At 70.9% G+C, this 26404-nt stretch carries 24 protein-coding genes and 1 tRNA gene; 15 read left to right on the top strand and 10 right to left on the bottom strand.

Annotation, left to right across the window (positions count from 1 at the left end; all coding sequences use genetic code 11):
* Positions 1-503 precede the first annotated feature (503 nt).
* Positions 504-1892 carry a PP2C family protein-serine/threonine phosphatase gene (locus ACGFNV_RS33315; RefSeq protein ID WP_393627626.1) on the top strand — a complete coding sequence of 463 codons (1389 nt, stop codon included), beginning with the start codon at positions 504-506 and terminating at the stop codon, positions 1890-1892.
* A gap of 88 nt (positions 1893-1980) precedes the next feature.
* Positions 1981-3453 (top strand): aminopeptidase P family protein, encoded by a 1473-nt coding sequence (locus tag ACGFNV_RS33310; protein ID WP_393627624.1) that lies wholly within the window; start codon positions 1981-1983, stop codon positions 3451-3453.
* A gap of 12 nt (positions 3454-3465) precedes the next feature.
* Here the strand turns inward: ACGFNV_RS33310 and ACGFNV_RS33305 are convergent, their stop codons facing one another.
* From ACGFNV_RS33305 to ACGFNV_RS33295, 3 genes are all read right to left on the bottom strand, one after another.
* A complete protein-coding gene (locus ACGFNV_RS33305) occupies positions 3466-4293 on the bottom strand; it encodes a triphosphoribosyl-dephospho-CoA synthase (protein ID WP_393627622.1) in 828 nt (275 codons plus the stop codon).
* Positions 4294-4310: 17 nt separating this feature from the next.
* On the bottom strand, positions 4311-5294 hold the full coding sequence (locus ACGFNV_RS33300; protein WP_393627620.1) for an intradiol ring-cleavage dioxygenase: 984 nt from the start codon (positions 5292-5294) through the stop codon (positions 4311-4313).
* Positions 5295-5410: 116 nt separating this feature from the next.
* Positions 5411-5860, bottom strand: a complete 450-nt coding sequence (locus tag ACGFNV_RS33295; RefSeq protein WP_393627618.1) for an ATP-binding protein — start codon at positions 5858-5860, stop codon at positions 5411-5413.
* 253 nt (positions 5861-6113) lie between these two features.
* Between ACGFNV_RS33295 and ACGFNV_RS33290 the strand changes: the two genes are divergently transcribed.
* The 9 genes from ACGFNV_RS33290 to ACGFNV_RS33250 all read left to right on the top strand — a co-directional run bounded on the left by ACGFNV_RS33290 (position 6114) and on the right by ACGFNV_RS33250 (position 16203).
* The gene (locus ACGFNV_RS33290) at positions 6114-6989 is read left to right on the top strand and encodes a hypothetical protein (protein WP_393627617.1); all 876 of its coding nucleotides are present in this window, start codon (positions 6114-6116) and stop codon (positions 6987-6989) included.
* A 171-nt stretch (positions 6990-7160) separates the two neighbouring features.
* On the top strand, positions 7161-7901 hold the full coding sequence (locus ACGFNV_RS33285; RefSeq protein ID WP_393627616.1) for a YcnI family protein: 741 nt from the start codon (positions 7161-7163) through the stop codon (positions 7899-7901).
* Between the two features lie 144 nt (positions 7902-8045).
* Positions 8046-8696, top strand: coding sequence for an SCO family protein (locus ACGFNV_RS33280; RefSeq protein ID WP_393627614.1), 651 nt, complete (start codon positions 8046-8048; stop codon positions 8694-8696).
* A 35-nt stretch (positions 8697-8731) separates the two neighbouring features.
* Entirely contained in the window at positions 8732-9181 is a 450-nt protein-coding gene (locus ACGFNV_RS33275; protein ID WP_393627612.1) for a copper chaperone PCu(A)C, read from the top strand.
* Positions 9182-9194: 13 nt separating this feature from the next.
* Complete coding sequence (locus ACGFNV_RS33270) at positions 9195-11267, top strand: copper resistance CopC/CopD family protein (protein ID WP_393627610.1); 2073 nt, start codon at positions 9195-9197, stop codon at positions 11265-11267.
* An 8-nt stretch (positions 11268-11275) separates the two neighbouring features.
* Positions 11276-12559: an iron uptake transporter deferrochelatase/peroxidase subunit gene (efeB, locus tag ACGFNV_RS33265; RefSeq protein WP_393627609.1), complete on the top strand. Its 1284-nt coding sequence runs from the start codon at positions 11276-11278 to the stop codon at positions 12557-12559.
* Positions 12560-12644: 85 nt separating this feature from the next.
* Positions 12645-13577, top strand: coding sequence for a prephenate dehydratase (gene pheA / locus ACGFNV_RS33260; protein WP_133927971.1), 933 nt, complete (start codon positions 12645-12647; stop codon positions 13575-13577).
* A 539-nt stretch (positions 13578-14116) separates the two neighbouring features.
* On the top strand, positions 14117-15394 hold the full coding sequence (gene serS, locus ACGFNV_RS33255; RefSeq protein ID WP_393627607.1) for a serine--tRNA ligase: 1278 nt from the start codon (positions 14117-14119) through the stop codon (positions 15392-15394).
* A complete protein-coding gene (locus ACGFNV_RS33250; protein WP_393627605.1) occupies positions 15391-16203 on the top strand; it encodes an HAD family hydrolase in 813 nt (270 codons plus the stop codon). Before serS ends, ACGFNV_RS33250 begins: the two co-directional genes overlap by 4 nt.
* 214 nt (positions 16204-16417) lie before the next feature.
* Here ACGFNV_RS33250 and ACGFNV_RS33245 read toward each other — a convergent pair.
* From ACGFNV_RS33245 to ACGFNV_RS33220, 6 genes are all read right to left on the bottom strand, one after another.
* Positions 16418-16502, bottom strand: a tRNA-Ser gene (locus ACGFNV_RS33245).
* Positions 16503-16689: 187 nt separating this feature from the next.
* The gene (locus ACGFNV_RS33240) at positions 16690-16929 is read right to left on the bottom strand and encodes a hypothetical protein (protein ID WP_133927974.1); all 240 of its coding nucleotides are present in this window, start codon (positions 16927-16929) and stop codon (positions 16690-16692) included.
* 92 nt (positions 16930-17021) lie between these two features.
* Positions 17022-17741 (bottom strand): ABC transporter permease subunit, encoded by a 720-nt coding sequence (locus tag ACGFNV_RS33235; RefSeq protein WP_393627604.1) that lies wholly within the window; start codon positions 17739-17741, stop codon positions 17022-17024.
* Between the two features lie 10 nt (positions 17742-17751).
* Complete coding sequence (locus ACGFNV_RS33230; protein WP_393627602.1) at positions 17752-18663, bottom strand: ABC transporter ATP-binding protein; 912 nt, start codon at positions 18661-18663, stop codon at positions 17752-17754.
* Entirely contained in the window at positions 18660-19568 is a 909-nt protein-coding gene (locus ACGFNV_RS33225) for an ABC transporter permease (RefSeq protein WP_393627601.1), read from the bottom strand. Before ACGFNV_RS33225 ends, ACGFNV_RS33230 begins: the two co-directional genes overlap by 4 nt.
* Complete coding sequence (locus ACGFNV_RS33220; RefSeq protein ID WP_393627779.1) at positions 19558-20523, bottom strand: ABC transporter ATP-binding protein; 966 nt, start codon at positions 20521-20523, stop codon at positions 19558-19560. Before ACGFNV_RS33220 ends, ACGFNV_RS33225 begins: the two co-directional genes overlap by 11 nt.
* 272 nt (positions 20524-20795) lie before the next feature.
* Between ACGFNV_RS33220 and ACGFNV_RS33215 the strand changes: the two genes are divergently transcribed.
* From ACGFNV_RS33215 to ACGFNV_RS33200, 4 genes are all read left to right on the top strand, one after another.
* Positions 20796-22556: an SDR family oxidoreductase gene (locus ACGFNV_RS33215; protein WP_393627599.1), complete on the top strand. Its 1761-nt coding sequence runs from the start codon at positions 20796-20798 to the stop codon at positions 22554-22556.
* Between the two features lie 176 nt (positions 22557-22732).
* Positions 22733-23266, top strand: coding sequence for an RNA 2'-phosphotransferase (locus tag ACGFNV_RS33210; RefSeq protein WP_393627597.1), 534 nt, complete (start codon positions 22733-22735; stop codon positions 23264-23266).
* A 160-nt stretch (positions 23267-23426) separates the two neighbouring features.
* Entirely contained in the window at positions 23427-24329 is a 903-nt protein-coding gene (locus ACGFNV_RS33205) for an LLM class flavin-dependent oxidoreductase (RefSeq protein ID WP_393627595.1), read from the top strand.
* A 78-nt stretch (positions 24330-24407) separates the two neighbouring features.
* Positions 24408-25280 carry a Cof-type HAD-IIB family hydrolase gene (locus tag ACGFNV_RS33200; RefSeq protein WP_393627594.1) on the top strand — a complete coding sequence of 291 codons (873 nt, stop codon included), beginning with the start codon at positions 24408-24410 and terminating at the stop codon, positions 25278-25280.
* Positions 25281-25313: 33 nt separating this feature from the next.
* Here the strand turns inward: ACGFNV_RS33200 and ACGFNV_RS33195 are convergent, their stop codons facing one another.
* Positions 25314-26369 carry a peptidoglycan DD-metalloendopeptidase family protein gene (locus ACGFNV_RS33195; RefSeq protein WP_393627592.1) on the bottom strand — a complete coding sequence of 352 codons (1056 nt, stop codon included), beginning with the start codon at positions 26367-26369 and terminating at the stop codon, positions 25314-25316.
* Between the last annotated feature and the right edge of the window lie 35 nt (positions 26370-26404).

Below are 26404 nucleotides of genomic sequence, written 5' to 3'. Positions count from 1 at the left end.
ATCCCCTATGGGCCGAGCACTGGCTTCTTCCGCGTCCATACCGCGTTCACCAAAAGCATGGGCGTGGCGCGGGGTGGCGAAGTATGGCGTTTTGCCGAACCGAGTATTTCTCTCCGCCTCCGCCGCGGGAGGATGGGGCACGGTCGTCGGTGGCTAAGACGCTCGGGTAGGTCACCGGGTTCCGGGTGGCTCCCGACGACCCCTGGTCCTTACCGAGTACGTACCCAACACGACCGCTGTGACGCTCCGTGGAGCAAGGCCAGTCGACCGCAATCACCCGTTACCCGAGTCAGTTTTGAGCCAACTTAACCTTTCCGCAAGGGGTTCACGGGTTCCCATTGGAAAGCACCTTGAACCTCATGGACACCAGGAATCCCAGCAGGACAATGCTGGACATCCCCTCACGAGTGCGTGTACATGTGGAGACACTGCTGGCGACGCAGAATCACATGGGGGTTTGCGATGCTTTTGAGCAATACGCACCGGTCTGAAAGCCAGACGCCATGACCGCCCCCCACGCTCCGAAAGTGGCCGGAATCGATTCAACGGTTCCCCCGCCCACACACACTGTCGCGCCCGCGCACGCAGCCCCGACCGCCCCTCAGGTCACTCCCGGCCCCGGGGCCCTCATCCAGGACCGCCTCGCCGGCTGGGTCTCCGACCTCACGACACTGCACGAACTCACCGAACGCCTGGCCCGTACAGACCGACTCCCCGACGCCCTCCAGGAATTGCTGCGCGCCGGTGCCGCCCTCGTGGGCGCCCGGCGCGGTCTGCTCGTACTGGAACCGGCCGACGGACTGGGACCGGACCGCACCATCGGCCTCGGCCTCGGCAGAGCCGATCTCGGCCACATCGAGACCGTGCCGCGCAGCGCCATGTCCTACGGCCGGATCCTCGACGGACTCCCCGGCGCGGAGGCCGGAATCGCGCAGCCCGACCTGTTCGGCGAGGACGGACTCGACCCCCGTCACCGCGAGGTCGCCGCCCGCCTCGGCTACGCCGCGAGCTACACGCTCCCCCTGTGCACCGATTCCGCCGGCCGCCTGGGCGCCGCCGTGTGGCTCTACGACGAGCCCGCCGAGCCGGACGAGCGCCGCCGCCACCTCGTCGGCCTGTACGCCCGCTACGCCGGTGCACACCTCGCCCGGCTGGTGGAGGTCGAGCGCACGCGCGCGTGCATGGCGACGATGGCCGAGGAGTTGCTCCCCTCCCGGCTGCCCCGGGTCGCCGGGGTCCAACTCGCCGCCCGGCACCGCACCGGCCCGCGCGGCGGCGGCGACTGGTACGACGCGCTGCCCCTGCCCGACGCCGCGCTCGGCCTGGCGGTCGGATCGGTCACCGGGGCCGGGCCCAGCGCGGTCGCCGCGATGGGGCGGCTGCGGGCGTCCCTGCGCGCGTACGCCGTGATGGAGGGCGAGGACCCGGTCGCCGTCCTGTCCGACCTGGAACTGCTGCTACGACTCACCGAGCCCGCCCGCTCCGCCACCGCCCTGTTCGCCTACTGCGAGCCCGCCCTGCGCAAGATCACCCTCGCCGGTGCCGGACACAGCCCCCCGCTGGTGATCGGTGAGCGCCGTACGGACTTTCTGGAGACCTCCGTCTCCGCGCCCCTGGGCATGCTCGCGTGCTGGGAGGCGCCGAGCGTGGAGTTCGAGGCCGAGGCCGGAGAGACGGTTCTGCTCTACACCGACGGGCTGCTGCACCGTACCGGCGACACCGTCGACCGCGCCTTCGCCCGGCTCCACGCGGCGGCCTGCGGCATGCCCAGGGCGCTGCGCCGCGACCCGGACGCCGTCGCCGACCACGTCCTGCGGACCGTGCTGCCGGACGGGCTGGACGCGACGGACGGCGCGGAGGACGTCGTAGTGCTGGCGGCGCGGTTCGAGTAGCCGGACGCGGGCCCACCAGGTCATTCCACCCCGGGTCCCCTCCCGTACGACCGTACGATGGGGAAGGTCCAGTGCCGTACCGAGGAGGATGACCGTGGCGGACGAGCTCAATCCGGAGACCCCGGACGAGACCGAAGAGCCGATCAAGCAGCGGAAGAACGGCCTGTACCCGGGCGTGTCCGACGAACTCGCCGAGAACATGAAGTCGGGCTGGGCCGACACCGAGCTGCGCGACCTGAAGCCGATCGCCCAGGCCGCGGAGACCGCCGCCCGCCGTGCCGCGCTCTCCGCGCGCTTCCCTGGCGAGCGCCTGGTGATCCCCGCGGGCAACCTGAAGGTCCGCTCCAACGACACGGAGTACCCCTTCCGTGCGTCGGTGGAGTACGCGTACCTCACCGGCAACCAGACCGAGGACGGCGTCCTGGTCCTGGAGCCGACCGCCGACGGTCACACGGCGACGATCTACCTCCTGCCGCGTTCCAACCGCGAGGACGGCGAGTTCTGGCTCTCCGGCCAGGGCGAGCTGTGGGTCGGCCGCCGGCACTCGCTCACCGAGGCGGAGAAGCTGTACGGCATCCCGGCCTCCGACGTCCGTGAGCTGGCGGACCGGCTGCGCGAGGCGACCGGCCCGGTGCGGGTCGTACGCGGTCACGACGCCGGCATCGAGGCGGCCCTGACCGACAAGGTCACCGCCGAGCGGGACGAGGAGCTGCGGGTCTTCCTGTCCGAGGCGCGGCTGGTCAAGGACGAGTTCGAGATCGGTGAGCTGCAGAAGGCCGTCGACTCGACCGTGCGGGGCTTCGAGGACGTGGTGAAGGTCCTCGACAAGGCCGAGGCGACCTCCGAGCGGTACATCGAGGGCACGTTCTTCCTCCGCGCGCGCGTGGAGGGCAACGACGTCGGCTACGGCTCCATCTGCGCGGCCGGACCGCACGCCTGCACCCTGCACTGGGTGCGCAACGACGGGCCGGTGCGCTCGGGCGACCTGCTGCTGCTCGACGCGGGCGTCGAGACGCACACGTACTACACCGCCGACGTCACGCGCACGCTGCCGATCAACGGCCGCTTCAGCGAGATCCAGCGGAAGATCTACGACGCCGTCTACGACGCCCAGGAGGCCGGCATCGCGGCGGTGCAGCCGGGCGGCAAGTTCCGGGACTTCCACGACGCGGCGCAGCGGGTGCTGGCGGAGCGGCTCGTGGAGTGGGGGCTGGTCGAGGGTCCCGTGGAGCGGGTCCTGGAGCTGGGGCTGCAGCGCCGGTGGACGCTGCACGGCACCGGGCACATGCTCGGCATGGACGTGCACGACTGTGCCGCGGCGCGAGTGGAGTCGTACGTGGACGGGACTCTGGAGCCGGGAATGGTGCTGACGGTCGAGCCGGGGCTGTACTTCCAGGCCGATGATCTGACGGTGCCCGAGGAGTACCGGGGGATCGGCGTCCGCATCGAGGACGACCTCCTCGTGACGGAGGACGGCAACCGGAATCTGTCGGACGGGCTGCCGCGGCGCTCCGACGAGGTCGAGGCGTGGATGGCGGCTCTCAAGGGCGGCCAGAGCTGATCCGCGGTCTGCTCACCCCTCTTTGAACAACACCGGCAGTGAGTCCAGGAACAGCGCCCCCGCCAGCAACCCCGCGCTGCCCCTCGGGCTCCACGCGCGCGTGTGGAGGTCGGTGTCCAGGGCCGCCAGTGCTGCCGCTCCCTCCGGGGTCGCCGTACCGCCTGCCTCCAGGACTCCGCGGGCGCCTGCCTGGACGTGGCGGAGGCCCATGGGGCCCGCGGTGTGGAGGAGTTCGGTGTCCTGGAGGGTGGACATGACGGTGAGCAGGGCGTCCAGGCGGGCCTGAGCCTCCGTGGCGCCGGCCGAGCGGGATGCGGTGAGGGCGTCGAGTGCCCGGCGTACATGGGGGAATCCGGCGCGGGCCTCGCCGCGGGCGCCGGCGGCGCCGTACTTCGCCGACACCGTCGATCCACGGGACGGGCGGCGCGGGGCGGCGCGGTCGGGGTGGGCGGCGATGCGCTTGGCGGTCGCGGCGACGTCGCGGCCCCGCGCGCCGGGGTCGAGCGCGGCCGCCGCGACCAGCAGGCCGAGCACCCACAGGGCACCCCGGTGACCGCCGCCGGCGAGGCCCACCGAGTGCTCGGTGGACCGCCCGATCGCGCCGAGCTCCGCGCGGAGCCGGGGCGTGGGCTCGCCGGTGCGGCGGGCGGCCGCGGCCATCGCCGCGAGGCCGGGCGCGAGCGCCTTGGCCGACCAGCGCATGCCGCGGTGGTCCCGGCGGGTCACGCGGGCGGTGAGGTCGCGCGGGTCGGGGAGCCCGGGCTTGGGCGCCAGGGCCAGTTGTCCGGTCAGGGCGGCCACGGCGGCCTGCGCCAGCGCCTCGTCCTCACAGCTCGTCATCGCCGTACCCCTCAGCCTCAGGAGGACGACGAGGCCGGGGCGGCCGACGGGGCGTCGCTGGGCGGGGAGCCGGTGGGCGCTCCGCTCGGGGCACCGCTCGGGCCGCCGCTCGGGCCGCCGCTCGGGGGTGTGCCGCCACCGCCGCTGCCTGCGCCCGTGTTCTCGGCGTCCGGATCGACGCCGAGGGTGAGGAAGCCCTTGTAGCCCTTCGACGGGTCCTTCTTGTGGACGGGTTCGAGGGTGAGCAGGCCGTTGGAGGCGCCGCCGCCGTCGTAGACCATGTCGTCGGCGAGCTTGGTGTAGGTACCGGTGTGCTTCGCGTACGGCTCCAGCTCGAAGATGGACTCGGCGATGTCGTCGTCGAAGAACAGCTGGCCGGTGTAGTTGACCTTGCCGCCCTCGTAGGTGCCGTCCTCCTTCTCGCCGCCCGTGTGGACCTTGAGGTGGATGTGGCAGGTGCGCGGGGTGTACCAGCCGGGGATGATCGTCTCGAACTTGACGACCCCGTTGGCGTTGGCGACCTGGTAGCCGCGCAGATAGGTGTTGTCGTTCGCCGTCGAGCCGTCCTCGCTCTCGGCGGGCGCGGAGCCGCCGGGGTTGGCGGTGGTGTAGCCGGAGTAGTAGCCCCAGGCGTCGCAGTGCCAGATCTCCACGGCCGCGCCGGAGACGGGGGTGCAGCCGTCGGTGGCGTCGACGACGGTGAGGCGCAGCGTCAGCGGGACGCCGCTCTTGCCCTCGGTGATGTCCTTGCGCACCAAGGCACCGTCGAGGTAGTACGGCCCTTCCGTGACGCTCGACATCAGCGTCATGCAACTGCTGCCGCTGGTCGAGCTTGAGGTCGAGGTCGCCGAGGCCGACGCGCTCGCCGTGGCCCCGGTGGCGGTGTCGGCGTAGGCCGCATGGAGTCCCGCGACGGCCAGCCCGCCCGCCGTGACCGTGCCGCCCGTCACCGCGAGGGCGCGGCGCCGGGTGATGGAGGTGTCCCTGTGGTTTCCCGTCATGAACATGACGCTAGGTAGGCCGACCGTCAGGGAGGTTGGCGGAGGCTGTGAGTGACCTGTGAGATGGTCACGTGTGAGACGGACCGCCGCATCTGAGATCGCTGCGGCCGAGATGGCTACACCGCCACCAGCGGGGCGTCCTTCTTCCACTTCAGGATCTTGTCGAAGCTGACGACCGCGCCGTTGCGTCCCGGCTTGTTGCCGATGTGGACGTGGTCGGCGAGCTCGCGGATGAGGTACAGGCCTCTGCCGTTCTCGCACTCGTCGTGGGCGGGACGCGGCGGCCTGTCCTCGCCGGCGAAGCCCGGGCCCGAGTCCGCGACTTCGATACGACACTTCTCGCCGTCGAGGTAGGCGGTGACGCGGTACGCCTCCGAACAGCCGCCGTGCCCGGCGTCCCCGCCGTGCTCCACGGCGTTCGCACAGGCCTCGCTGAGGGCGACGGAGAGGTCGTAGGAGATGTCGGGGTCGACGCCCGCGGTCTCCATCGTGCCGAGCAGCAGGCGTCGTGCGAGCGGAACGCTCGCAGCCTCACGCCGCAGATGGAGTGACCACCAGATGCTCATGCTCCAGCCTCCAGGCCGCGGCTCGACATACCGATACGTATTGCCACCACTCCGTGTGTGTAAGCGTGAATTTCCAGTGATGCCGCCCATATGGGGGATGTGCCGAGGGGCCGAATCGGTGTATGTGGGCGCTCACCTGCGACTGCTTCCACAGAAGGTGATCTTCCGGGTCGTAGGGAATCTTGCTGACCGTACGCCGTCGTGCGGACCTGGCGTACGGAGTGCCGGTGGCTGGTGCGATGATGAGCCCGCCATGTCTGTCCCCCACCAGCGCGCGGCGCGCTGCGGAGTCGATCTCCGGCTGCTGCGGGCCGCGGTGTTCGCCGCGGTCTGTGTCGTGCTGGGCGCCGCCGGGCACACGCTCGCCTCCTGCGCCACGGTTCCGCTGTGGACGCTGGGCGCGGGGTTCCTGGGGGTCCTCGCGGTCGTGGTGCCGTTCGCCGGGCGGGAGCGCTCGCTGCCGGGCATCGCTGCGCTGCTCGCGGCCGGACAGACCGTGCTGCACACGCTGTTCGGGCTGGGGCAGCACGCCGCCGCCTCCGGCATGGCGTCGGCGTCCTCGATGCCGCCCCTGTCCTCGACCTCGCCGACGTCCTCCCTGTCCTCCATGACCGACGCCGAGATGGTCGCGCGTGCCGCGCGGCTCGTGTGCGGGTCCGCCGCGGCGACGATCACCCCGGCGCGGGCGCACCGGATCCTCGTCGACGCGCGGATCTACGACAGCATGGGCGCGAACTCCATGCACCACCCGGCGGACGCCCTGGGCACCACCGGCTCGCCGGAGTCTCTGCTGCCGTCCCTGCCGATGCTGCTCGCCCATCTCCTCGCGGCCCTTGCCGTCGGCTGGCTGATGCGGCGCGGCGACACCGCCCTGCTGCGGCTGCTCGACCTGTCCGCGCAGGACGTGGCGGACGGTGTCGCGCAAGGGGCACTCGTACGGTCCCTGCGCGGGGCGCTCGCTCTGGTGCGCGCCCTGCTCGCGGGGCTCCCCGGCGCGCCGGAGGCGGGGCCGCGCATTCCCCGTACCGCCCTGCTCTCGCCGTCGGCCCCGCCGACCGACGCGATCCAGCACACCGTCATCAGGCGCGGTCCTCCCGTCGCGGGCCGGGCACTCGCCCTCGCTGCCTGACACGACACGACCACCGCTTCGCTCTGCTTCCTCGCGGAGGGGCCGGCCGCCCGTCGTGCGGCACGCGTGTGTGCGCGACGGCTGTGACCGACTGCCCCGCATCCCCCTCTTCACCATCGGAACTCCCGGGACTCACCCCCGGACCACACTCGAAGCGGAGTGCTCCTTTTCATGAAGGTCTCTCGTATCGCCGCCGTCGGTGCCCTCACCGGCTCGGCCGTCCTCGTCCTGTCCGCCCCCGCGTTCGCGCACGTCAGCGTGCAGCCGGAAGGCGCGGCCGCGAAGGGCGGCTACGCGGTCGTCGACTTCAAGGTCCCCAACGAGCGGGACGACGCCTCGACCACCAAGCTCGAGGTCAGCCTCCCGACGGACCACCCGCTGGCCTCGGTGATGCCGCAGCCGATCGACGGCTGGGAGATCGACGTCACCCGGTCCAAGCTGGCCAAGCCGATCGAGTCGCACGGCGAGAAGATCTCCGAGGCCGTCACCAAGGTGACCTGGACCGCGACCGGCAAGGGCATCAAGGCCGGCTACTTCCAGAAGTTCCCGCTCTCCATCGGCGCGCTCCCCGAGGACACCGACGAACTCGTCTTCAAGGCCATCCAGACCTACTCCAACAAGGAGGTCGTGCGCTGGATCGAGGTGCCGAAGGACGGCGAGGAGGAGCCGGAGAACCCGGCGCCGGTGCTCACGCTGTCCGCCGCCTCCGAGGACGGCCACCACGGCTCGGGAGCCGCCGACGACGCCTCCGAGGAGTCCAAGGCCGCCCCGGCCGCCGCCGAGTCCGCCGACTCCGGCGACAGCAGCGACACCACCGCCCGCGTCCTGGGCATCGTGGGCATCGTCGTCGGCGTGCTGGGCACGGCGTACGGCGTGGTCGCCTCCCGTCGCCGTACCTCCACCTCGGCCTGACACACCGGTTCGCCGACGCCGGCCGCCGGTTTCACCGGTTCGTCGGTTCGCCAGTTCGCCGGCTCGTCCGCGGCGCACAGGGGTCCCCGCACACCGCACCCGGCCCCTGTGCGCGCCCGAGCTCACACATCTGGGAAATCCTCCATGCGCAAGAAGACCTTCGCCGCGGCCACCCTGCTCGCCGCGGCCGCCCTCACCCTCTCCGCCTGCACCAGCGACGACAGCGGCAAGAGCCCTGTCGCGGCCGTCTCCGAGGAGGGCAAGCAGGGCGCCGTGACCGTGCTCGACCAGCCCTTCAAGAAGCCGGACCTGGTCCTCACCGACACGCAGGGCAAGAAGTACGACCTCCGCAAGGAGACCGCGGGCAAGCCGACGCTGATCTACTTCGGCTACACCAACTGCCCCGACGTCTGCCCACTGACGATGAGCAACATCGCCGTCGCCAAGAAGCAGCTGCCCAAGTCCGAGCAGGACCAGCTGCGCGTCGTGTTCGTCACCACCGACCCGCAGCGGGACACCCCGGCCGCGCTCGGCAAGTGGCTCAAGGGCATCGACCCGCAGGTGGTCGGCCTGACCGGCGACTTCGCCACGATCCAGGCCGGCGCCCGCACGCTCGGCATCTCCATCGAGCCGCCGCACAAGGACAAGAACGGCAAGACGGTCTCGACGCACGGCACCCAGGTCGTCGCCTTCTCGCCGAAGAACGACGGCGGCTACCTCCTGTACGACGAGGAGGCCACGGTCGAGGAGTACACCAAGGACCTGCCCAAGATCATCAAGGGGGAGAACCCGTGAGGGCCGCTCCCGCGAAAGCCGCTCCCTTGAACGCCGTGAGGTACCTCGCGGTGCCGGCTGCGGCCCTGCTGCTCGCGGGCTGCGGCTCCGACTCCGGCTCGGGCGGCTCGAAGGCCGAGCTGTCCGTCAGCGCCGCCTACATGCCGCAGCCGGTCTCCGACTCCATGGCCGCGGGCTTCCTGACGATAGCCAACGACGGCGGCACGAAGGACGAGTTGACCTCCGTCACCAGTGACGTCGCCGGCAGCGTGACCGTCCACGAGACCGTGGGGTCGTCGATGCAGGAGGTCACCTCACTCGCCGTCCCCGCGCACGGACGGCTCGTCTTCAAGAGCGGCGGCAACCACCTGATGTTCGAGAAGCTGAAGCACAAGCCGAAGCAGGGCGAGAAGGTGACCGTCGAGCTGCACTTCGCCGACTCCGGCCCGATGACCGTCGAGATGCCGGTGAAGTCGGCCACGTACAACCCCGAGAACGGGAACTGAGGGAGGGACCACCATGCCGCAGACCATCACCTCCCGCGTCCGGACGCTGGTGCTGCTGTTCCTGGCCGTCACCGGCGCGCTCCTCGTGGGCGCCGGGCCGGCCTCCGCGCACGCCGCGCTCACCGGCAGCGACCCCGCGCAGGGGGTGGTGGTCGACAAGGCGCCCACCCAGGTGTCGCTGACCTTCTCCGAGAAGGTCGCGACGAACGACGCGTCGCTGCGCGTCCTCGACCCCAAGGGCAAGCGCGTCGACACCGGCAAGCCGTCCAACGTGAGCGGCACGACGTATGCCGTGCAACTGCACTCGGGGCTGCCCGACGGCACGTACACGGTGACCTACCAGGTGGTGTCCGAGGACAGCCACCCCGTCTCCGGCGCCTACACCTTCTCCGTCGGCGCACCCTCGCAGACCAGCGTCTCCGTCTCCCAGCAGGAGGCGGGCGGCGGAGTCGTCGGCGGGCTGTACGGGTTCGGGCGCTACCTGTCGTACGCCGGTTTCATCGTGCTGGTCGGCGGTGCCGCCTTCGTGCTCGCCTGCTGGCAGCGCGGCAGCGGCGTACGGGCCCTGCAGCGGCTCGTCGTCGGCGGCTGGCTCACGCTCACCGCGGCCACGCTGATGCTGTTGCTCCTGCGCGGCTCGTACACCGGATCCGGCAAGGTCGGTGACATCTTCGACCTCGACCTGCTCGGCCAGGTGCTCCAGACCAAGACGGGCGCGGCGCTGGTCTCCCGGCTGCTGCTGCTCGCCGCGGCCGCGCTGTTCATCGCGGTGCTCTTCGGGGCGTACGACAAACGCGAGGACGACGAGAAGCGGGACCTGACCTTCGGGCTCGCCGTCGGCGGTGTCGTCGTGGCCTCCGGGCTCGCCGCGAGCTGGGCGATGGCCGAGCACGCCTCCGTCGGGCTCCAGGCCGGCATCGCCATGCCGGTCGACGTGATCCACCTGCTGGCCGTCGCCGCGTGGCTCGGCGGGCTGGCGGCACTCCTCGTCGCGCTGTACCGGGCGCCCGCCGACACACCGCTGGAGGCCACGGCCGTACGACGCTTCTCCGGTGTCGCCTTCGGCAGCGTCCTCGCGCTGGTCGCGACCGGGACGTACCAGTCGTGGCGCCAGGTCGGCTCCTGGTCGGCCCTCACCGGGACGCGCTACGGACAGCTGCTGTGCGTGAAGATCGGACTCGTGGTGCTGCTCGTCGGCATCGCGTGGATCTCGCGACGGTGGACGGGCCGGCTGTCGGAGACGGCGGCCGCCGCGGGGGCCGGGGCGGAGGCCGGTTCTTCCGCGGAGACGGGGACCGAAACGGCCGTGGCGGCTGAGGTTCCGGAGAAGGAGCAGGTCACCGCACCCGCCGGGAAGCCCGGGCGCGAACAGGCCTCGGGGACCGTCGAAGACACCGATCGCGAGCACGCCACAGTGCCGGGCGAAGGCACCCAGCACGAGCACGCCACCGTGCCCGGCGAAGACACCCAACACGAGCACGCCACCGTGCCCGGCGAAGACACCGAGCGCGCCGCACAACTCGCCCGGCAGCAGGCCGCCGTCGACACGGCCCGGCAGAAGAAGTTCCGGGACGCCGACCCCAACCGCTCCGGCCTGCGCCGCTCCGTGCTGGCCGAGGCGGGTGTCGCCGTCGTACTGCTGGCGGTCACCACCGCGCTGACGTCCACCGAGCCGGGGCGTACGGAGGAACAGGCCGCCAAGGCCACCTCGTCCGCGTCCGCGTCGGCGGACGCGTCCGCCGCGGGTGCCCTCACCCTGGACATGCCGTTCGACACCGGCGGCGCGGACGGCAAGGGCGTGGTCAGCGTCGACCTCGACCCCGCACGGGTCGGCGGCAACGAGATGCATGTCTACGTCCAGCGGCCCAACGGCCGCGCCTTCGACGTCCCCGAGGTGAAGGTCGCCTTCACTCTCGAAGCGAAGAAGATCGGGCCGCTGGACGTCGCCCCCGACCACATCACCACCGGCCACTGGGCGGCGAACGAAGTGCAGATCCCCATGGCCGGAGAATGGGAGGTCGCCGTGACCGTGCGCACCTCCGACATCGACCAGACGACCGTCTCGAAGAACGCGCAGATCGGCTGAACCGCACCATGCCCGACCAGTCCATTCCGGAGGCCCGCGGTCCTGAGACCCCTGTGGAGGGGTCCGCCTCGCAAGGCCTCTCCCGGCGGAAACTGCTGAGCACCGCCGGTGCCACCGGGCTCGTGCTCGGTGCCGCCGGCGGAGCCGTGGGCTACGCCGCCGCGCCCTCCGGGGCGACGACACCGCTCTCGTCGGTCGGTGCCGACCGCGCGATGTTTCACGGGAAACATCAGCCCGGCATCACCGAGGGCCTCCAGGCGCGGGGTCACCTCGTCGCCTTCGACCTCACCGCGGGCGCGGGCCGCAAGGAGGCGGCCGCGCTGCTGCGCCGCTGGTCGGAGACGGCCCGGCGGCTGATGGCGGGCGAGGCCGCGGCCCACGACGACACCGACGTGGCCCAGGACGCCGGCCCGTCCTCCCTGACGGTCACCTTCGGCTTCGGCCACAGCTTCTTCGCCCGCACCGGTCTGGAGAAGCAGCGCCCGGTCTCCCTGGACCCGCTGCCCGACTTCTCCTCCGACCACCTCGACAAGGCCCGCAGCAACGGCGACCTGTGGGTGCAGATCGGTGCGAACGACGCCCTGGTCGCCTTCCACGCCCTGCGCGCGATCCAGAAGGACGCGGGCGGCGCGGCCCGTATCCGGTGGCAGATGAACGGCTTCAACCGGTCGCCGGGCGCCACCTCCCACCCCATGACTGCCCGCAACCTGATGGGCCAGATGGACGGCACGCGCAATCCGAAGCCGACCGAGGCCGACTTCGACAAGCGAATCTTCGTACCGGCTTCCGGCTCTAACGACCCGACCTGGATGGCGGGCGGCTCCTACGCGGTCGTACGCCGTATCCGGATGCTCCTCGACGACTGGGAGAAGCTCTCGGTGAAGGCGCAGGAGCAGGTCATCGGGCGCCGCAAGTCCGACGGGGCGCCGCTGTCCGGGGGCACCGAGACGACCGAGATGGACCTGGAGAAGACCGACGCCCGGGGCGATCTGGTCGTCCCGATCAACGCACACGCGCGGATCACCAGGCCCGACCAGAACGGCGGCGCGGCGATGCTGCGGCGCCCCTTCTCGTACCACGACGGCTTCGACGCGGACGGCGTGCCCGACGCGGGCCTGCTGTTCGTCTGCTGGCAGGCCGATCCGCTGCGCGGCTTCGTCACGGTGCAGCGCAAGCTGGACCGCGGGGACGCCCTGTCGAAGTTCATCCGGCACGAGTCGAGCGGTCTGTTCGCGGTGCCGGGCGGCGCGGCGCGGGGGGAGTACGTGGGGCAGCGGCTGTTGGAGGGGTGAGGGTGCCGCCGAGCGGTGCGTGGGTGTGAGCTCGCCTCGTGTGAAACGCGGACCGGGCTTCCGCGGGGCCCATTAGGGTGAGGGCATGCCAGCGAGCTATGCGTATCTCGGTCCCGAGGGCACCTTCACCGAAGTCGCCCTGCGCACCCTTCCGGAGGCCGCGACCCGGGAGCTGATCCCATACGTGTCCGTGCAGTCCGCGCTCGACGCGGTGCGCGCGGGCGAGGCCGAGGCCGCGTTCGTGCCGATCGAGAACTCCGTCGAGGGCGGTATCACGACCACGCTCGACGAGCTGGTGGCGGGCGCCCCGTTGATGATCTACCGCGAGGTGCTGCTGTCGATCACCTTCGCGCTGCTGGTCCGGCCAGGCACGAAGCTGTCGGACATCAAGACGGTCACCGCGCACCCGGCCGCCCAGCCGCAGGTCCGCAACTGGATGAAGGCGAACCTCCCGGACGTCCACTGGGAGTCCGCCGCCTCCAACGCGGACGGCGCCCGCCTGGTCCAGGAGGGCCGCTACGACGCCGCGTTCGCCGGCGAGTTCGCGGCCGCCCGGTACGGCCTGGAGGCCCTGGAGACCGGGATTCACGACGCCGAGAACGCGCAGACGCGGTTCGTGCTGGTCGGCCGGCCCGCCCGGCCCGCGGCGCCGACCGGCGCGGACAAGACCTCGGTCGTGCTGTGGCAGCGCGACGACCACCCGGGCGGGCTGCGTGATCTCCTGGGCGAGTTCGCCACCCGCGGTATCAACCTCATGCTGCTGCAGTCCCGGCCGACGGGCGCGGGCATCGGCAACTACTGCTTCTGCGTCGACGCGGAGGGCCACATCTCCGACCGCCGCGTGGCTGAGGCCCTGATGGGGCTCAAGCGGATCTGCCTGGAGGTGCGCTACCTCGGTTCGTACCCGCGTGCGGACGTGGGTCTGGAGGGCGTACGCGCACCGCGCACGGGGACGTCGGACGACGAGTTCATGGCCGCGTCGGACTGGGTGGCGCGCTGCCAGGACGGCCGGTTCTGACCGGTCCCTCGGCGGTCCTACCTGCTGATTTTTGTTATCCACAGGAGTTATCCACAGGCCGCCTTCTCGACCTGGGGACAAGTCGACAACGAAGCACCACTCAGTCGACAAATCGCCCTATGGGCCACCACTCCGTCCACAGCCGCCCACATCACTCCTCGTCCACCCGTTTCCTTGAATCAATCCTTTGGAGCGACCCATTTCCACCCGAAAGTGGGCGCGAATCGGGTTTGGATCGCGAATTCTTCGTCCCTCATGTCCGCTTCGGAATGATCACTTTCCGTATCCACAGATCTTTCGCACAGCCTGTGGATAACTTTCCCGGGCTGTGGATCCCTGTGGACGAAGGACGCCCAAGTCCCGTCCCCCGCAAGGAAATCGAGTCAACGCGCCGCACCGGGTCTGCCCCGTTCCAGGGAGTGAGACACCTTTTATTGACACGTAGGGACACACAGGGCAATTAACCCATAGCGGACCGTAAGCCGTGTTCCGCAATAGTGAGTCGTGAGGCGTCAGCCCGCACCGGTAGCCTTGACCGCGTGATTGACCTTCGCCTGCTCCGTGAGGACCCCGACCGTGTGCGCGCGTCCCAGCGCGCCCGTGGAGAGGACGTCGCGCTCGTCGACTCCCTCCTGTCTGCCGACGAGCGGCGCAGGTCGTCCGGCGTCCGCTTCGACGAGCTGCGTGCCGAGCAGAAGTCGCTCGGCAAGCTCATCCCCAAGGCCTCCCCCGACGAGAAGGCCGAGCTGCTGAAGCGGGCCGAGCAGCTCAAGGCCGACGTCAAGGCCGCCGACGCCGAGCGCGACGCGGCCGACACCGAGACCCAGCAGCTCCTCCTCCAGCTCGGCAATCTCGTCCACCCCGACGTGCCCGTCGGCGGCGAGGAGGACTTCGTCACGCTGGAGACGCACGGCACGATCCGCGACTTCGGTGCCGAGGGCTTCGAGCCCAAGGACCATCTGGAGCTCGGCCAGATCCTCGGCGCCATCGACGTCGAGCGCGGCGCCAAGGTCTCCGGCTCGCGCTTCTACTTCCTCACCGGAGTGGGCGCCCTGCTGGAGCTCGCGCTGGTGAACGCGGCGATCGCGCAGGCCACGGCGGCCGGCTTCACGCCGATGCTCACCCCGGCGCTGGTGCGCCCGCAGTCAATGGCCGGTACCGGCTTCCTCGGCCAGGCGGCCCAGGACGTCTACCACCTCGACAAGGACGACCTCTACCTGGTCGGCACCTCCGAGGTCCCGCTGGCGGCCTACCACATGGACGAGATCATCGACGGCGACCGCCTCCCGCTGCGGTACGCGGGCTTCTCGCCCTGCTTCCGCCGCGAGGCCGGCTCGCACGGCAAGGACACGCGAGGCATCTTCCGCGTACACCAGTTCGACAAGGTCGAGATGTTCTCCTACGTCGCTCCCGAGGACTCGCAGGCCGAGCACCAGCGCCTGCTGGCCTGGGAGAAGGAGTGGCTGAACTCGCTGGAGCTGCCGTACCGCGTCATCGACGTGGCCACCGGCGACCTCGGCGCCTCGGCCTCCCGCAAGTTCGACTGCGAGGCGTGGATCCCGACCCAGGGCAAGTACCGCGAGCTGACGTCGACCTCGGACTGCACCGAGTTCCAGTCCCGCCGGCTGTCGATCCGCGTCCGTGACGGCAAGCAGGTCAAGCCGCTGGCGACGCTCAACGGCACGCTGTGCGCCGTCCCGCGCACGATCGTGGCGATCCTGGAGAACCACCAGCAGGCCGACGGCTCCGTGTACGTGCCCGAGGTGCTGCGTCCGTACCTCGGCGGCCGGGAGGTCCTGGAGCCGGTGGCCAAGTGAGCAAGGCCGCCACCGGTTTCCCGTACCAGCTCATCGCGACCGACCTCGACGGAACGCTCCTGCGCTCCGACGAGTCGGTCTCGCAGCGCACCCGTGACGCGCTCGCCGCGGCCACCGCGGCGGGCGCGGCCCACATCGTCGTCACCGGCCGCGCCGCCCCGTGGACCCGGCCCATCCTCGACGACCTCGGCTACGACGGCCTCGCGGTCTGCGCGCAGGGCGGGCAGGTCTACCACGCCGGCGAGCACCGGCTGCTCACCTCGGTGACCCTCGACCGCCAGCTGGCGGGGGTCGCCCTGGCCAAGATCGAGGCGGAGGTCGGCCCGCTGTACCTCGCGGCGAGCCGCGACGGCCTCGACGGCGAGGTGCTGGTCGGCCCCGGTTACGCGGTCACGGGCAGGCTCCCGGCGACCCCGTTCACGCACGCGTCCGACCTGTGGACCGCTCCACTGAACAAGATCTACATACAGCACCCGAAGCTGTCCGACGACGAGCTCGCCGAGGCGGCCCGCCGGGCCGCGGGCGGCTTCGTCGGTGTCGCCATGGCCGGCGAAGGCATCGTCGAGCTCCTCCCGCTCGGCCTGTCCAAGGCCACGGGCCTGTCCCTGGCGGCCCGCCGCCTGGGCCTGAAGGCAGCCGACACGATCGCCTTCGGCGACATGCCCAACGACATCCCGATGTTCGCCTGGGCCGCCCGGGGCGTGGCCATGGCCAACGCCCACGGCGAACTGAAGGCCGTAGCCGACGAGGAAACCCTGTCGAACGAGGCGGACGGCATCGCTGTGGTACTGGAACGCTTGCTGGGCTGAACTGCTGGGCGGGGGCGCGCACCTTGGCGGTGGGCGCGCTCCTTTGGCTGGGGCCCGGCCCCTCCTTCAGCGGGGGCCAGCCTTCGGGGCCCGTCTCCGGTAAGCGCGCACCTTTGGCGGGGCCGAGTCCCTGAAGGGGCCTTGTCTTCGGGGGCCCTGCGTGGTCAGCCTCGCCTTGGCGGCGGCGGGGCCCAGTCTTCGGCGGGACTGTCGGCGGAGGATGCACGGATCGAACGTGCGCGGGGTCGCCCCCGACCGCGGCTTAGCAAGCCGGTGCCTTACCACTCGGCCAATCCTCCGGAGGGGCGGCCTCACACGAAGTCACCCTCGCGTGCTCGAAGCGGCCGCCCCGGGCAGCTCCCCCGGGCGGTCGGAGGGTGACCCTCCGGAGTCCGCTGCGAACTGCCTGCCACCACTCTGCCTCCGCCCCGGGGCCGACCGCCACCGATTAACGAACGGGTGTGCGACTCAGGGCGGACTGCGGCTCTACCGGCGGCGCCACCTGCGTCGGCGTGCCTTGCTGAAGAACCATCCGGCGGGCGGCTCGTCCGAGCGCCAGGGCTGCGGCTCGGGCTCCTCGGCCCGCCAGCGCGCGGCGAGCATGCGGGCCCGGGCGGACGGCTCGGACGTCTCGGCGGACCGTATGAAGTCCTCGTCCAGGACGAGGTCGTCCCATGTGTCCCCGACCTGTCCACGACCGTCGTACTGAGGCGTCTCCTCGGCCATCCCGTTCCTCCCGTCCCGCATGCCTTTGCCCAGTGTTCCCGAGCCGTCGTGAAGTCCCCGTGAGTAAAGGGGCCGTTACTCTCCCCGGGCTGTCACTCCTCGCCCGCCAGCGTCAGCGACCGCAGCTTCAGCCCGGCGTACCAGGTCGCCAGCACGGTCACCGCGACCAGCAGCACCGTCGCTGTCGTCAGACCGACGTCCGAGGTGACCAGGTCCCCGCCGGCGACCTTGTGGGCGACCGCCAGCGACCACTGCTGGACGCTCAGCGTGCGCGCCCCGGGCACCAGGGAGCCGAACAGGGCCTCCCAGACCAGCGCGTAGACGAGGCCGAAGACGACCGCGTGCCGGGACACCGTGCCGAGCAGCAGGAAGAGCGCGGCGTAGGCGATGGAGGAGACCAGCGCCGCGACCGTGTAGGCGACGGCGACCTGCTGGCCGTTGCCGTTGAGGATGAACCCGGCGATCAGCGTCGGCAGCGCCGAGAAGACCATCGTCACCGCTATCGCCACGATCAGCTTGGTGAAGATGATCGTCGGCCGCTTCACCGGCTTGGACAGCAGGTACACCACGGAGCCGTCGTCGATCTCCGGTCCGATCGCGCCGGTACCCGCGATGACGCCGATGATCGGCACCATGGTGGCGAGCGCGAAGCCGCCCAACAGGTCCGACGCCGTCTGGTCATCGGCCCCGGTGAGGGCGCGCACCACCACGGAGATGGTGATCAGCAGCAGCGGCAGGGCGCCCAGGATGAGGGCCCGGCGGCGGCCGAGCAGGGCTCGATAGGTGAGCCGGGCGACTGTGGGGTCGTACATCTTCGGCCTCCTACGCCGCGACCAGGTAAGAGAAGACGGACTCGAGGGACTCGTCGGACGGCGAGACCGTGAGCAGCCGGATGCCGTTGTCCCTGGCCACGCGTGGCAGCAGGGTCGTGAAGCGGCCGAAGTCGACGGCCTGGATGCGCAGCGCGCCCTCCGCCAGGTCGACCTCGATGCCGGACGTCGACGGGTCGGCGATCAGCGCGGCCGCGAGGGCGCGGTCGTCGCTGGAGCGCACCAGATAGCGGTGCGGGCGGTCGGTCATCAGGCGACGGATCCTGCGGAAGTCGCCGCTGGCCGCGTGCCTGCCCGCGACGACGACCTCGATGTGCCAGGCGAGTTGCTCGACCTCTTCGAGGATGTGGGACGAGAACAGCACGGTGCGGCCCTCGTCGCCCATGCGCCGCAGCAGGTCCATCAGCTGCATGCGCTGGCGCGGGTCCATGCCGTTGAAGGGCTCGTCGAGCAGCAGCAGTGAGGGGTCGTGGACGAGGGCGCTCGCCATCTTCACGCGCTGGCGCATGCCCTTGGAGTACGTGGCGATCTTCCGGTCCTGCGCATACTCCATCTCGACGGTGGCGAGCGCCTTCTGGGCCGCCTTGGCGCCCAGGCCGTGCAGCTCGGCGTTGGCGACGACGAACTCGCGGCCGGTGAGGAAGTCGTACATCGCCTCGCGCTCGGGGACGACGCCGATGTGCTGGTAGATCGCCTCGTTGCGCCACACGGGCTGCCCGTCGAGGGTGACGGTGCCCGTGGAGGGGGCCAGGAAGCCGCCCATCATGTTGATGAGGGTGGACTTTCCGGCGCCGTTGGGGCCGAGCAGGCCGGTGACGCCGGGGCCGATGGTCATGGTGATGTCGTTGACGGCGACCACGTTGCCGAACCAGCGGGAGACATGGTCGATGGAGAGCGTGGTCACAGTCCCACCTTCCGGTAGCGGCGCATCAGGAGGCCGTAGCTGGCGGCGATGAGGCCCAGGACGACGAGGACGTAGACGACGCCCTCACCGTTCGACGGGCCGATCCCGCCGGGGAACGCCGAGCTCGCGCCGAGGAAGGCGGACTGCACCCCGTCGATGAGCGTGATGGGCGAGAAGAGGCCGATCCAGGGGACGGCGTCCGTGCTGTTCTGCGCGTCGGCGATGGCCTGGAGCGTGGAGACCGCGCCGTAGGAGATGGTCAGGACGGCGATGACGGCCGCGATGCCGAAGCCGCGGCGCGGGGTCACCGAGGCGATGACCAGGCCGATGCCGGCGAAGAGCAGCGAGAGCAGTGCCACTGAGACGAGCCCTTGTGCGAATCCCTTGGTCTGGTCGGCGAAGTCCAGCTTCGCCAGCAACGCGCCCACGTAGAGCACGAGCAGCGGTGCTGCGGTGAGGGCGAACAGCGCCGAGGCGAGCGCCGCGAACTTCGCCCGGACGTAGTCGGCGGTCTCGATCGGCCGGGAGAAGTACAGCGGCACGGTCTTGAAGCGCAGGTCGCGCGAGACGGACTGGGGCGCCTGCGAGGCGACGTACAGGCTGATGACGGCCTGCATGACGATGGCGTAGCGCGTGTAGTCGAGGGGGAGGTCCTTGGCCTTCGTGGCGACGGCGACGGCGACCATGATGGCGGCCGGCACGCACATCACCACGAACAGCAGCATCGGCAGCACCTTGGACTTGACCGAGCGGCCGAGGCCGTAGGAGCCGCGCAGGGACTGCGAGTACAGGGAGCGGCGGGCGTAGGCGCGGCCGAGGCGGGGGCCGTCGTAGCTGCGGTAGCCGATGTTGTGGATGCGGGTCTGGTCGCCCGAGGGGGCGGTGACCGGGTGCTCAACTGCCATGGCCGACGGCCTCCTTCCGCTGCGCGTCGCCGTCCTTGAAGACTTCCGAGATGTGGTGTCGGCGCTGTTCCATGCGGACCAGGCCGAGGCCGAGGTCGGCGACGATGTCACGCACCAGGTCGTACGTCTCCTCGCCCTGCGTGGTGAGCAGCAGGATGTGGCCGGCGCCCGGGAGGCCGCTTGCGCCGTCGTGGATGTCCACCCCGCGCGCGTGGAGCGCTTCGCGCACCGCGCGGGTGCCGTCGGGGTGTTCGTCGGTGTCGGTGACCTCGATCGCGAGGGTGGTCGTGGTCTGGGTGAAGTCGGTGGTGGAGCTGGAGCGCAGAAGCTTGCCGCCGTCGATGACGACGACGTGGTCACAGGTGCGCTCGAGTTCGCCCAGCAGGTGCGAGGTGACCAGGACGGAGATGCCGAAGTCCGTGTGGATGCGGCGGATCAGGCCGAGCATCTCGTCGCGGCCGACCGGGTCGAGACCGTTGGTCGGCTCGTCGAGGAAGACCAGCTGCGGGTCGTGCACCAGCGCCTGGGCGAGTTTCACGCGCTGCTTCATGCCGGTCGAGTAGCCGCCGATCGGGCGGTAGCGCTCCTCGTACAGGCCGACGTGGCGCAGGGTGTCCGCGGTGCGCTCGCGCGCGGCGGTGGGCGGCAGGCCCGACATGCGGGCCATGTGCACGACGAACTCGGTGGCCGAGACGTCGGGCGGCAGACAGTCGTGTTCCGGCATGTAGCCGACCCGCTCGCGGATGTCGGCGCCCTTCGTCGCGACGTCGAGCCCGAGCACTTCGGCGCGGCCCTCGGAGGCAGGGGACAGACCCAGCAGGATCTTGATCAGTGTGGACTTGCCGGCTCCGTTGGCTCCGACGAGTCCGGTCACCCCGGGCCCGACGTCGACGGAGAGCCGGTCAAGCGCGGTCACCCGGGGGAACCGCTTGCTCAGGCTTTCGGTCGCGATCACAGTCACGTCATAGAAGGTAGTGACGCGGGCCACTCAAGTCGTCAGACCCTGGAGCCGTCTTCAGGTCAGCCTGGAGTCGTACGGGCCCGTAGGGGATCCCCTGCCTGAGAGCTACGCGGTCTCTCCACCCTTCTCCACCTGGGCCCGCGCTATTGACGCTGTCTCTAACAACTGCCAGATTCGGCGGAGTCACGGTACGGGCACGTAGCGCGTTCGGGGCGGGAGCGTACGGGACGGCTCGTCGGAGCGCCACGGCGCTGGGCGGAGGGGAAGTGACGGTGCTGGAAGGTGCGCGGGAGCGCTGGGTGCGGACCGGTGGCGTCGAGCTGTGCGTGGCGGAGCTGGGGGACTCCGCACGGCCGACAGTCGTCCTGGTGCACGGCTATCCGGACAGCAAGGAGGTGTGGTCCGAGGTCGCGGCACGGCTGGCCGACCGTTTCCACGTCGTCCTGTACGACGTCAGGGGCCATGGACGCTCCACGGCACCGCGGCCGCTGCGCGGCGGGTTCACCCTGGAGAAGCTGACGGACGACTTCCTGGCCGTCGCGGACGCGGTCAGCCCGGACCTGCCGGTGCACCTGGTGGGCCACGACTGGGGCTCGGTGCAGGCCTGGGAGTTCGTGACCGTCGAGCGCACCAGGGGCCGGATCGCGTCCTTCACGTCGATGTCCGGCCCGTCGCTCGACCACTTCGGCCACTGGATCGCCCAGCGCGTCAGGCGGCCCACCCCGCGCCGGATCGGCCAGCTCCTCGGGCAGGGCGCGAAGTCCTGGTACGTGTACCTGCTGCACACGCCCGCGCTCCCCGAGGCCGCCTGGCGCGGCCCGCTCGGCAAGCGTTGGCCGCACATCCTCCAGCGCCTGGAGAAGGTGCCCGCAGGCGCCTACCCGACATCCTCCCTGCCCTCGGACGCGGCGCACGGCGCCTGGCTGTACCGGGACAACGTACGGTCCCGGCTGCGCAGGCCCCGTACGGACGCCCACGCGCACGCGCCCGTGCAGCTCGTCACGCCCCTCGGGGACGCGTTCTTGTCCGAGCGGCTGTACGACGAACTGGAGCAATGGGTTCCGCAGCTGACCCGGCGCACCCTCCCCGCTGGGCACTGGATCCCGCGCACGCGCCCGGACCGGCTGGCCGCCTGGATCACGGACTTCGTCACGTCGGTCGAGGACGGCAGACCGGAGCGGGTGGCCACGGACGGCCGGTACGCCGAGCGCTTCGGCGGACAGCTCGTGCTGGTCACCGGGGCGGCCAGCGGTATCGGACGGGCCACGGCGCTGGCGTTCGCGGAGGCGGGCGCGCGCGTGATCGCGGTAGACCGGGACGCGGAGGGTGCCGCCCGAACTGCCGAGACGTCCCGCCTGAGGGGCGCCCCGGAGGCATGGGCGGAGGTGGTGGACGTCTCCGACGAGCAGGCCATGGAGAAGCTCGCCGCGCGGGTCGCCGCCGAGTACGGCGTGCTGGACGTGCTGGTGAACAACGCCGGTATCGGGTTGTCGGGCTCCTTCCTGGACGCGACGTCCGACGACTGGCGCGCGGTGCTGGATGTCAACCTGTGGGGCGTCATCCATGGCTGTCGTCTCTTCGGACGGCAGATGGCCGAGCGCGGCCAGGGCGGCCACATCGTCAACACGGCGTCGGCGGCAGCTTTCCAGCCTTCCCGGGCCCTGCCCGCCTACAGCACCTCCAAGGCGGCGGTGCTGATGCTGAGCGAATGCCTCCGCGCGGAGCTGGCGGGGCAGGGCATCGGCGTGACGGCGATCTGTCCCGGCATCATCAACACCAACATCACTTCGACGGCGCGTTTCACCGGCGTCGACCCGGAGGAGGAGCGCCGCCGCCAAAAGCGCGCGGCCCGTCTCTACGGTCTGCGCAACTATCCACCGGAGAAGGTGGCCGACGCGATCCTGCGCGCGGTCGTCCGCAACGAGGCGGTGGTGCCGGTGACTCCGGAGGCGCGGGGAGCGCGGTTCATGGCCCGGTGGGCGCCGGGGGTGCTGCGGGCGCTGGCGCGGGCGGAGCCGCCGTGGTGAGCCGTTCCGCGGCCAACTCACCTACAGTCAAGCAAAATTGACGAAACCCCCTGGCGCGCAAGCAAGTTGTCCACAGAACGGCCAATCAGCCTGTGGATAACTGCAGTTGGTTGTGGATCAAACATCGGGGACAAAACAAAATGCGTGATCCGCGTCTCTCGCGTCATGCTGAGGGGATGGACGAAAGACGCACCGTGAAGGTGTCGAAATACCTCTCCAAACACCTGCGGCATCAACCCGAGCGCATCGGTCTGGCCCTCGACGACGCCGGGTGGGTCGAGATCGACACGCTCATCTCGGCGGCCGCGGCCCACGGATTCCCCTTCACCCGGGACGAGCTGGATCATGTGGTCGCCGCCAACGACAAGAAGCGCTTCGCGGTCGAGGGCACACGGATCCGCGCCAGCCAGGGCCACAGCATCGAGATCGACCTCGGACTGCCCCCGGCGACCCCACCGCCGCACCTCTATCACGGCACCGTCGCCCGCAACCTGGACGGCATCCGCGCCGAGGGCCTGCGGCCCATGAACCGGCACGACGTCCACCTCTCCGCCGACCGCGAGACCGCCACCCGCGTCGGCGCCCGCCGCGGGCGCCCCGTCGTCCTCTCCGTGGACGCGGCGGCCATGCACCGCGACGGCCATGTCTTCCACGTCAGCGCGAACGGGGTGTGGCTCACCCAGGCCGTGCCACCGCAGTACCTGCGATGAGACCTCACGCCGCAGCGCCTCAGACGTCGGCCACCGTCCATCCGGTCAGCTCGCTGCCGGTTTCACGTGAAGCGGGTCATGTTTCACGTGAAACATGACCTGCTTCACGGAAAGCGCCACCGGTTCACGCGAAGCACGATCGGCCGCATACGCTCGGAGCATGAGTCTGCGCCTGAGCACCGTGATCCTGCCGTACCGCCGTTGGAACGAGGGCGGCCGTTCGACGTGGTCGCGTGCCGAGCAGCTCGGCTTCCACACCGCGTACACCTACGACCACCTGTCCTGGCGCACCTTCCGTGACGGCCCCTGGTTCGGGGCTGTCCCGACGCTGACCGCCGCCGCGTCCATCACCGAGCGGTTGCGTCTGGGCACGCTGGTGACCTCGCCGAACTTCCGGCACCCGGTGACCCTCGCCAAGGAGCTGATCTCCCTGGACGACATCTCGGGCGGCCGGGTCACCCTGGGCATCGGCGCGGGCGGCACCGGCTTCGACGCCACCGCGCTGGGCCAGGAGCCATGGAGCCCGCGCGAGCGCGCCGATCGGTTCGGCGAATTCGTCCCCCTGCTCGACCGGCTCCTGACCGAGGACTCGGTGTCGTACAAAGGCGACTACTACGCGGCACACGAGGCACGCAACATCCCCGGCTGCGTCCAGCGACCCCGGCTGCCCTTCGCGATCGCCGCGACCGGTCCGCGCGGGCTGCGGCTCGCCGCACGGCACGGGCAGGCGTGGGTGACCACGGGCGACCCCAAGCTGTACGCGAGCGGCACCCCGGAACAGTCGGTTCAGGCCATTCGCGGGCAGGCGGAGAAGCTGGCCGACGCCTGCGCCACGATCGGACGGGACGTGAACGGTCTCGACAAGATCCTCCTCACCGGTTTCACCCCGGACCGCGCCCGCCCCCTGGAGTCCCTGGACGCCTTCGTCGACTTCGCCGGCCGCCACCAGGAGCTGGGATTCACCGAGCTCGTGATCCACTGGCCTATCCCCGACTCGGACTTCGCCGCGGACCAGAAGGTCTTCGAGCGGATCGCCATGGAGGCCCCGGCGCAGCTGCGCTGACCTCGACGACCAGTCTTCGGGCCTCGTCCGTGAGGGCTCTCGCACGGCCGTGCGGATGATCTGAGCGAGAATGGCCGGGTGACCTCAGCGACTCGACAGCCCGAGACCCCGACCGCCGCCCCCGTTCCGCCGCGGCTGATCGCCACCGATCTCGACGGCACCCTGCTGCGCGACGACAAGTCGGTCTCCCCCCGCACGGTCGCCGCGCTCGCCGCCGCCGAGGAGGCGGGCATCGAGGTGTTCTTCGTCACCGGCCGCCCGGCTCGCTGGATGGATGTCGTCAGCGACCACGTCCACGGCCACGGCCTGGCGATCTGCGGCAACGGCGCCGCCGTGGTCGACCTGCACGGCGGCCCCGGCACCCACCGGTTCGTGAAGGTGCGCGAACTCGCGAGGGAGAACGCGCTGGACGCCGTACGGCTGCTGCGGGAGGCCGCGCCCGGCACGGTGTACGCGGTGGAGCAGACGTACGGCTTCTACCAGGAGCCGGACTATCCCAAGCTGCACATGGAGATACCCGACGAGCTGGCGCCCGCCGAGGATCTGCTGGCCCCTGACGGTCCCGGCTCGGCCGAGCCCGTGCTCAAGATCCTCGCCTACCACCCCTCCCTCGACCCCGACGCCTTCCTCACCCTGGCCCGCCTGGCCATCGGCGAGCGCGCCAACGTCACCCGGTCCAGCCCCAGCGCCCTGCTGGAGATCAGCGGGCCCGGCGTCTCCAAGGCCAGCACGCTGGCCCTGTGCTGCGCCGAGCGTGGCATCTCCCACGAGGAGGTCGTCGCCTTCGGCGACATGCCCAACGACGTCGAGATGCTCACCTGGGCAGGGCAGTCGTACGCCATGGGCAACGCCCACCCCGACGTGATCGCCGCCGCCTCGGGGCAGACGGTCGCCAACAACGAGGACGGCGTGGCCGTCGTGATCGAGCGCATGCTGGCGGAACGGCTGTAGCACAGCCCCGTGCTGGTGCGTGACCGCGGGCTTCTAGCCCACGTGCACCCCGCGTTCCGCCAGCCACGGCACCGGATCCACCGAGGACCCCAGTTGCGGCGTGACCCGCACCTCGAAGTGCAGATGCGGGCCGGTCGAGTTGCCGGTCGTGCCCGACTGCCCGATCCACTGCCCGGTGGCCACGCGGTCGCCCTGGTCGACGGTGACGGCGGCGAGATGCGCGTACTGCGTGTAGTAGCCACCGTCGTGTTCGAGCACGACCTCGATGCCGAACGCGCCCCCGCACGACACGCTCACCACACGACCCTCCCCGACCGCCCGCACCGGAGTCCCGATGGGGACCGCGAAGTCCTGCCCGGTGTGCCGACGCGCCCAATGCGCACCGCCGCTGCCGAAGCCGGCCGAGAGTTGGTACCCCTCGACCGGCGCCACCCACGCACTCGTGAACCGCGTCTGCGGCTGATCGAGGCGGACGGCACCGCGACACGATCCGGCGGCGACCGAGGCGTTCGCCTGCCCCTGCAACTGCCACCGCGCCTCTTCGAGCTTCTCCTCGATGTTCTTCTTGATGCCGTCGAGTTCGGCCCTGCGCCGCTCCAACGCCTGCCAGGCCGTCGCGGCCCTCGCCTCGTCGGCGGTGAGCCGGGCCTCGGCGCGACGGCCTTTGCCGATCGCGTTGGCGACGGCCACGTTCCTCCGGGAGAACACCTGCTGACCGCGCATCAGCTCCTCCGGGTTGCCCGCGAAGACGATCTGCGCGGCGAGCGGGAGTCCACCGCTGTCACGGTACTGAGCGCGTGCGATGCGTCCCAGTTCCTCGTGGTGCACGGCGATCTCCTGCCGCTCACGGTCGAGGAGCTGCCCCAGCCGGCTGACCTCCGCCGCCTGCACGTCCGCCGCGCGCCGCACCTCCTCGTACCGCTGTGTCGCCGCGGCCGCGTCCGCGTACAGTCGCGCCACCTGAACGCTGAGACCGGCGTCGGGGCCGTCCCCCAGGTCGTCGTCGGAGGTCGTGGGCCGCGCCGCGAGCACCGCCACCGCACACACCAGTACCGCAAACAGCCGCGGATGGCGGCGAAGTGAACGCATGTCAGCGATCGTGACCCAGCCCGGCCGGCTCCCGC

Origin of the sequence: Streptomyces sp. NPDC048751, assembly GCF_043198595.1 — a bacterium.
Taxonomy (GTDB): Bacteria; Actinomycetota; Actinomycetes; order Streptomycetales; family Streptomycetaceae; genus Streptomyces.
Note: the sequence above shows the minus strand (reverse complement) of the source record. Positions and strands in the feature narration are given on the sequence as shown.

Excerpts from the sequence above, each read along its gene's own strand:
- ACGFNV_RS33270 (WP_393627610.1), top strand. The coding sequence starts at position 9,195 with ATGCCGCAGACCATCACCTCCCGCGTCCGGACGCTGGTGCTGCTGTTC.
- ACGFNV_RS33240 (WP_133927974.1), bottom strand. The coding sequence starts at position 16,929 with ATGGCCGAGGAGACGCCTCAGTACGACGGTCGTGGACAGGTCGGGGAC.
- ACGFNV_RS33195 (WP_393627592.1), bottom strand. The coding sequence starts at position 26,369 with ATGCGTTCACTTCGCCGCCATCCGCGGCTGTTTGCGGTACTGGTGTGT.
- ACGFNV_RS33285 (WP_393627616.1), top strand. The coding sequence starts at position 7,161 with ATGAAGGTCTCTCGTATCGCCGCCGTCGGTGCCCTCACCGGCTCGGCC.
- ACGFNV_RS33290 (WP_393627617.1), top strand. The coding sequence starts at position 6,114 with ATGTCTGTCCCCCACCAGCGCGCGGCGCGCTGCGGAGTCGATCTCCGG.
- ACGFNV_RS33235 (WP_393627604.1), bottom strand. The coding sequence starts at position 17,741 with ATGTACGACCCCACAGTCGCCCGGCTCACCTATCGAGCCCTGCTCGGC.
- ACGFNV_RS33315 (WP_393627626.1), top strand. The coding sequence starts at position 504 with ATGACCGCCCCCCACGCTCCGAAAGTGGCCGGAATCGATTCAACGGTT.
- ACGFNV_RS33225 (WP_393627601.1), bottom strand. The coding sequence starts at position 19,568 with ATGGCAGTTGAGCACCCGGTCACCGCCCCCTCGGGCGACCAGACCCGC.
- pheA (WP_133927971.1), top strand. The coding sequence starts at position 12,645 with ATGCCAGCGAGCTATGCGTATCTCGGTCCCGAGGGCACCTTCACCGAA.
- ACGFNV_RS33310 (WP_393627624.1), top strand. The coding sequence starts at position 1,981 with ATGACCGTGGCGGACGAGCTCAATCCGGAGACCCCGGACGAGACCGAA.
- ACGFNV_RS33305 (WP_393627622.1), bottom strand. The coding sequence starts at position 4,293 with ATGACGAGCTGTGAGGACGAGGCGCTGGCGCAGGCCGCCGTGGCCGCC.
- ACGFNV_RS33280 (WP_393627614.1), top strand. The coding sequence starts at position 8,046 with ATGCGCAAGAAGACCTTCGCCGCGGCCACCCTGCTCGCCGCGGCCGCC.
- ACGFNV_RS33205 (WP_393627595.1), top strand. The coding sequence starts at position 23,427 with ATGAGTCTGCGCCTGAGCACCGTGATCCTGCCGTACCGCCGTTGGAAC.
- ACGFNV_RS33295 (WP_393627618.1), bottom strand. The coding sequence starts at position 5,860 with ATGAGCATCTGGTGGTCACTCCATCTGCGGCGTGAGGCTGCGAGCGTT.
- ACGFNV_RS33300 (WP_393627620.1), bottom strand. The coding sequence starts at position 5,294 with ATGACGGGAAACCACAGGGACACCTCCATCACCCGGCGCCGCGCCCTC.
- efeB (WP_393627609.1), top strand. The coding sequence starts at position 11,276 with ATGCCCGACCAGTCCATTCCGGAGGCCCGCGGTCCTGAGACCCCTGTG.
- ACGFNV_RS33210 (WP_393627597.1), top strand. The coding sequence starts at position 22,733 with ATGGACGAAAGACGCACCGTGAAGGTGTCGAAATACCTCTCCAAACAC.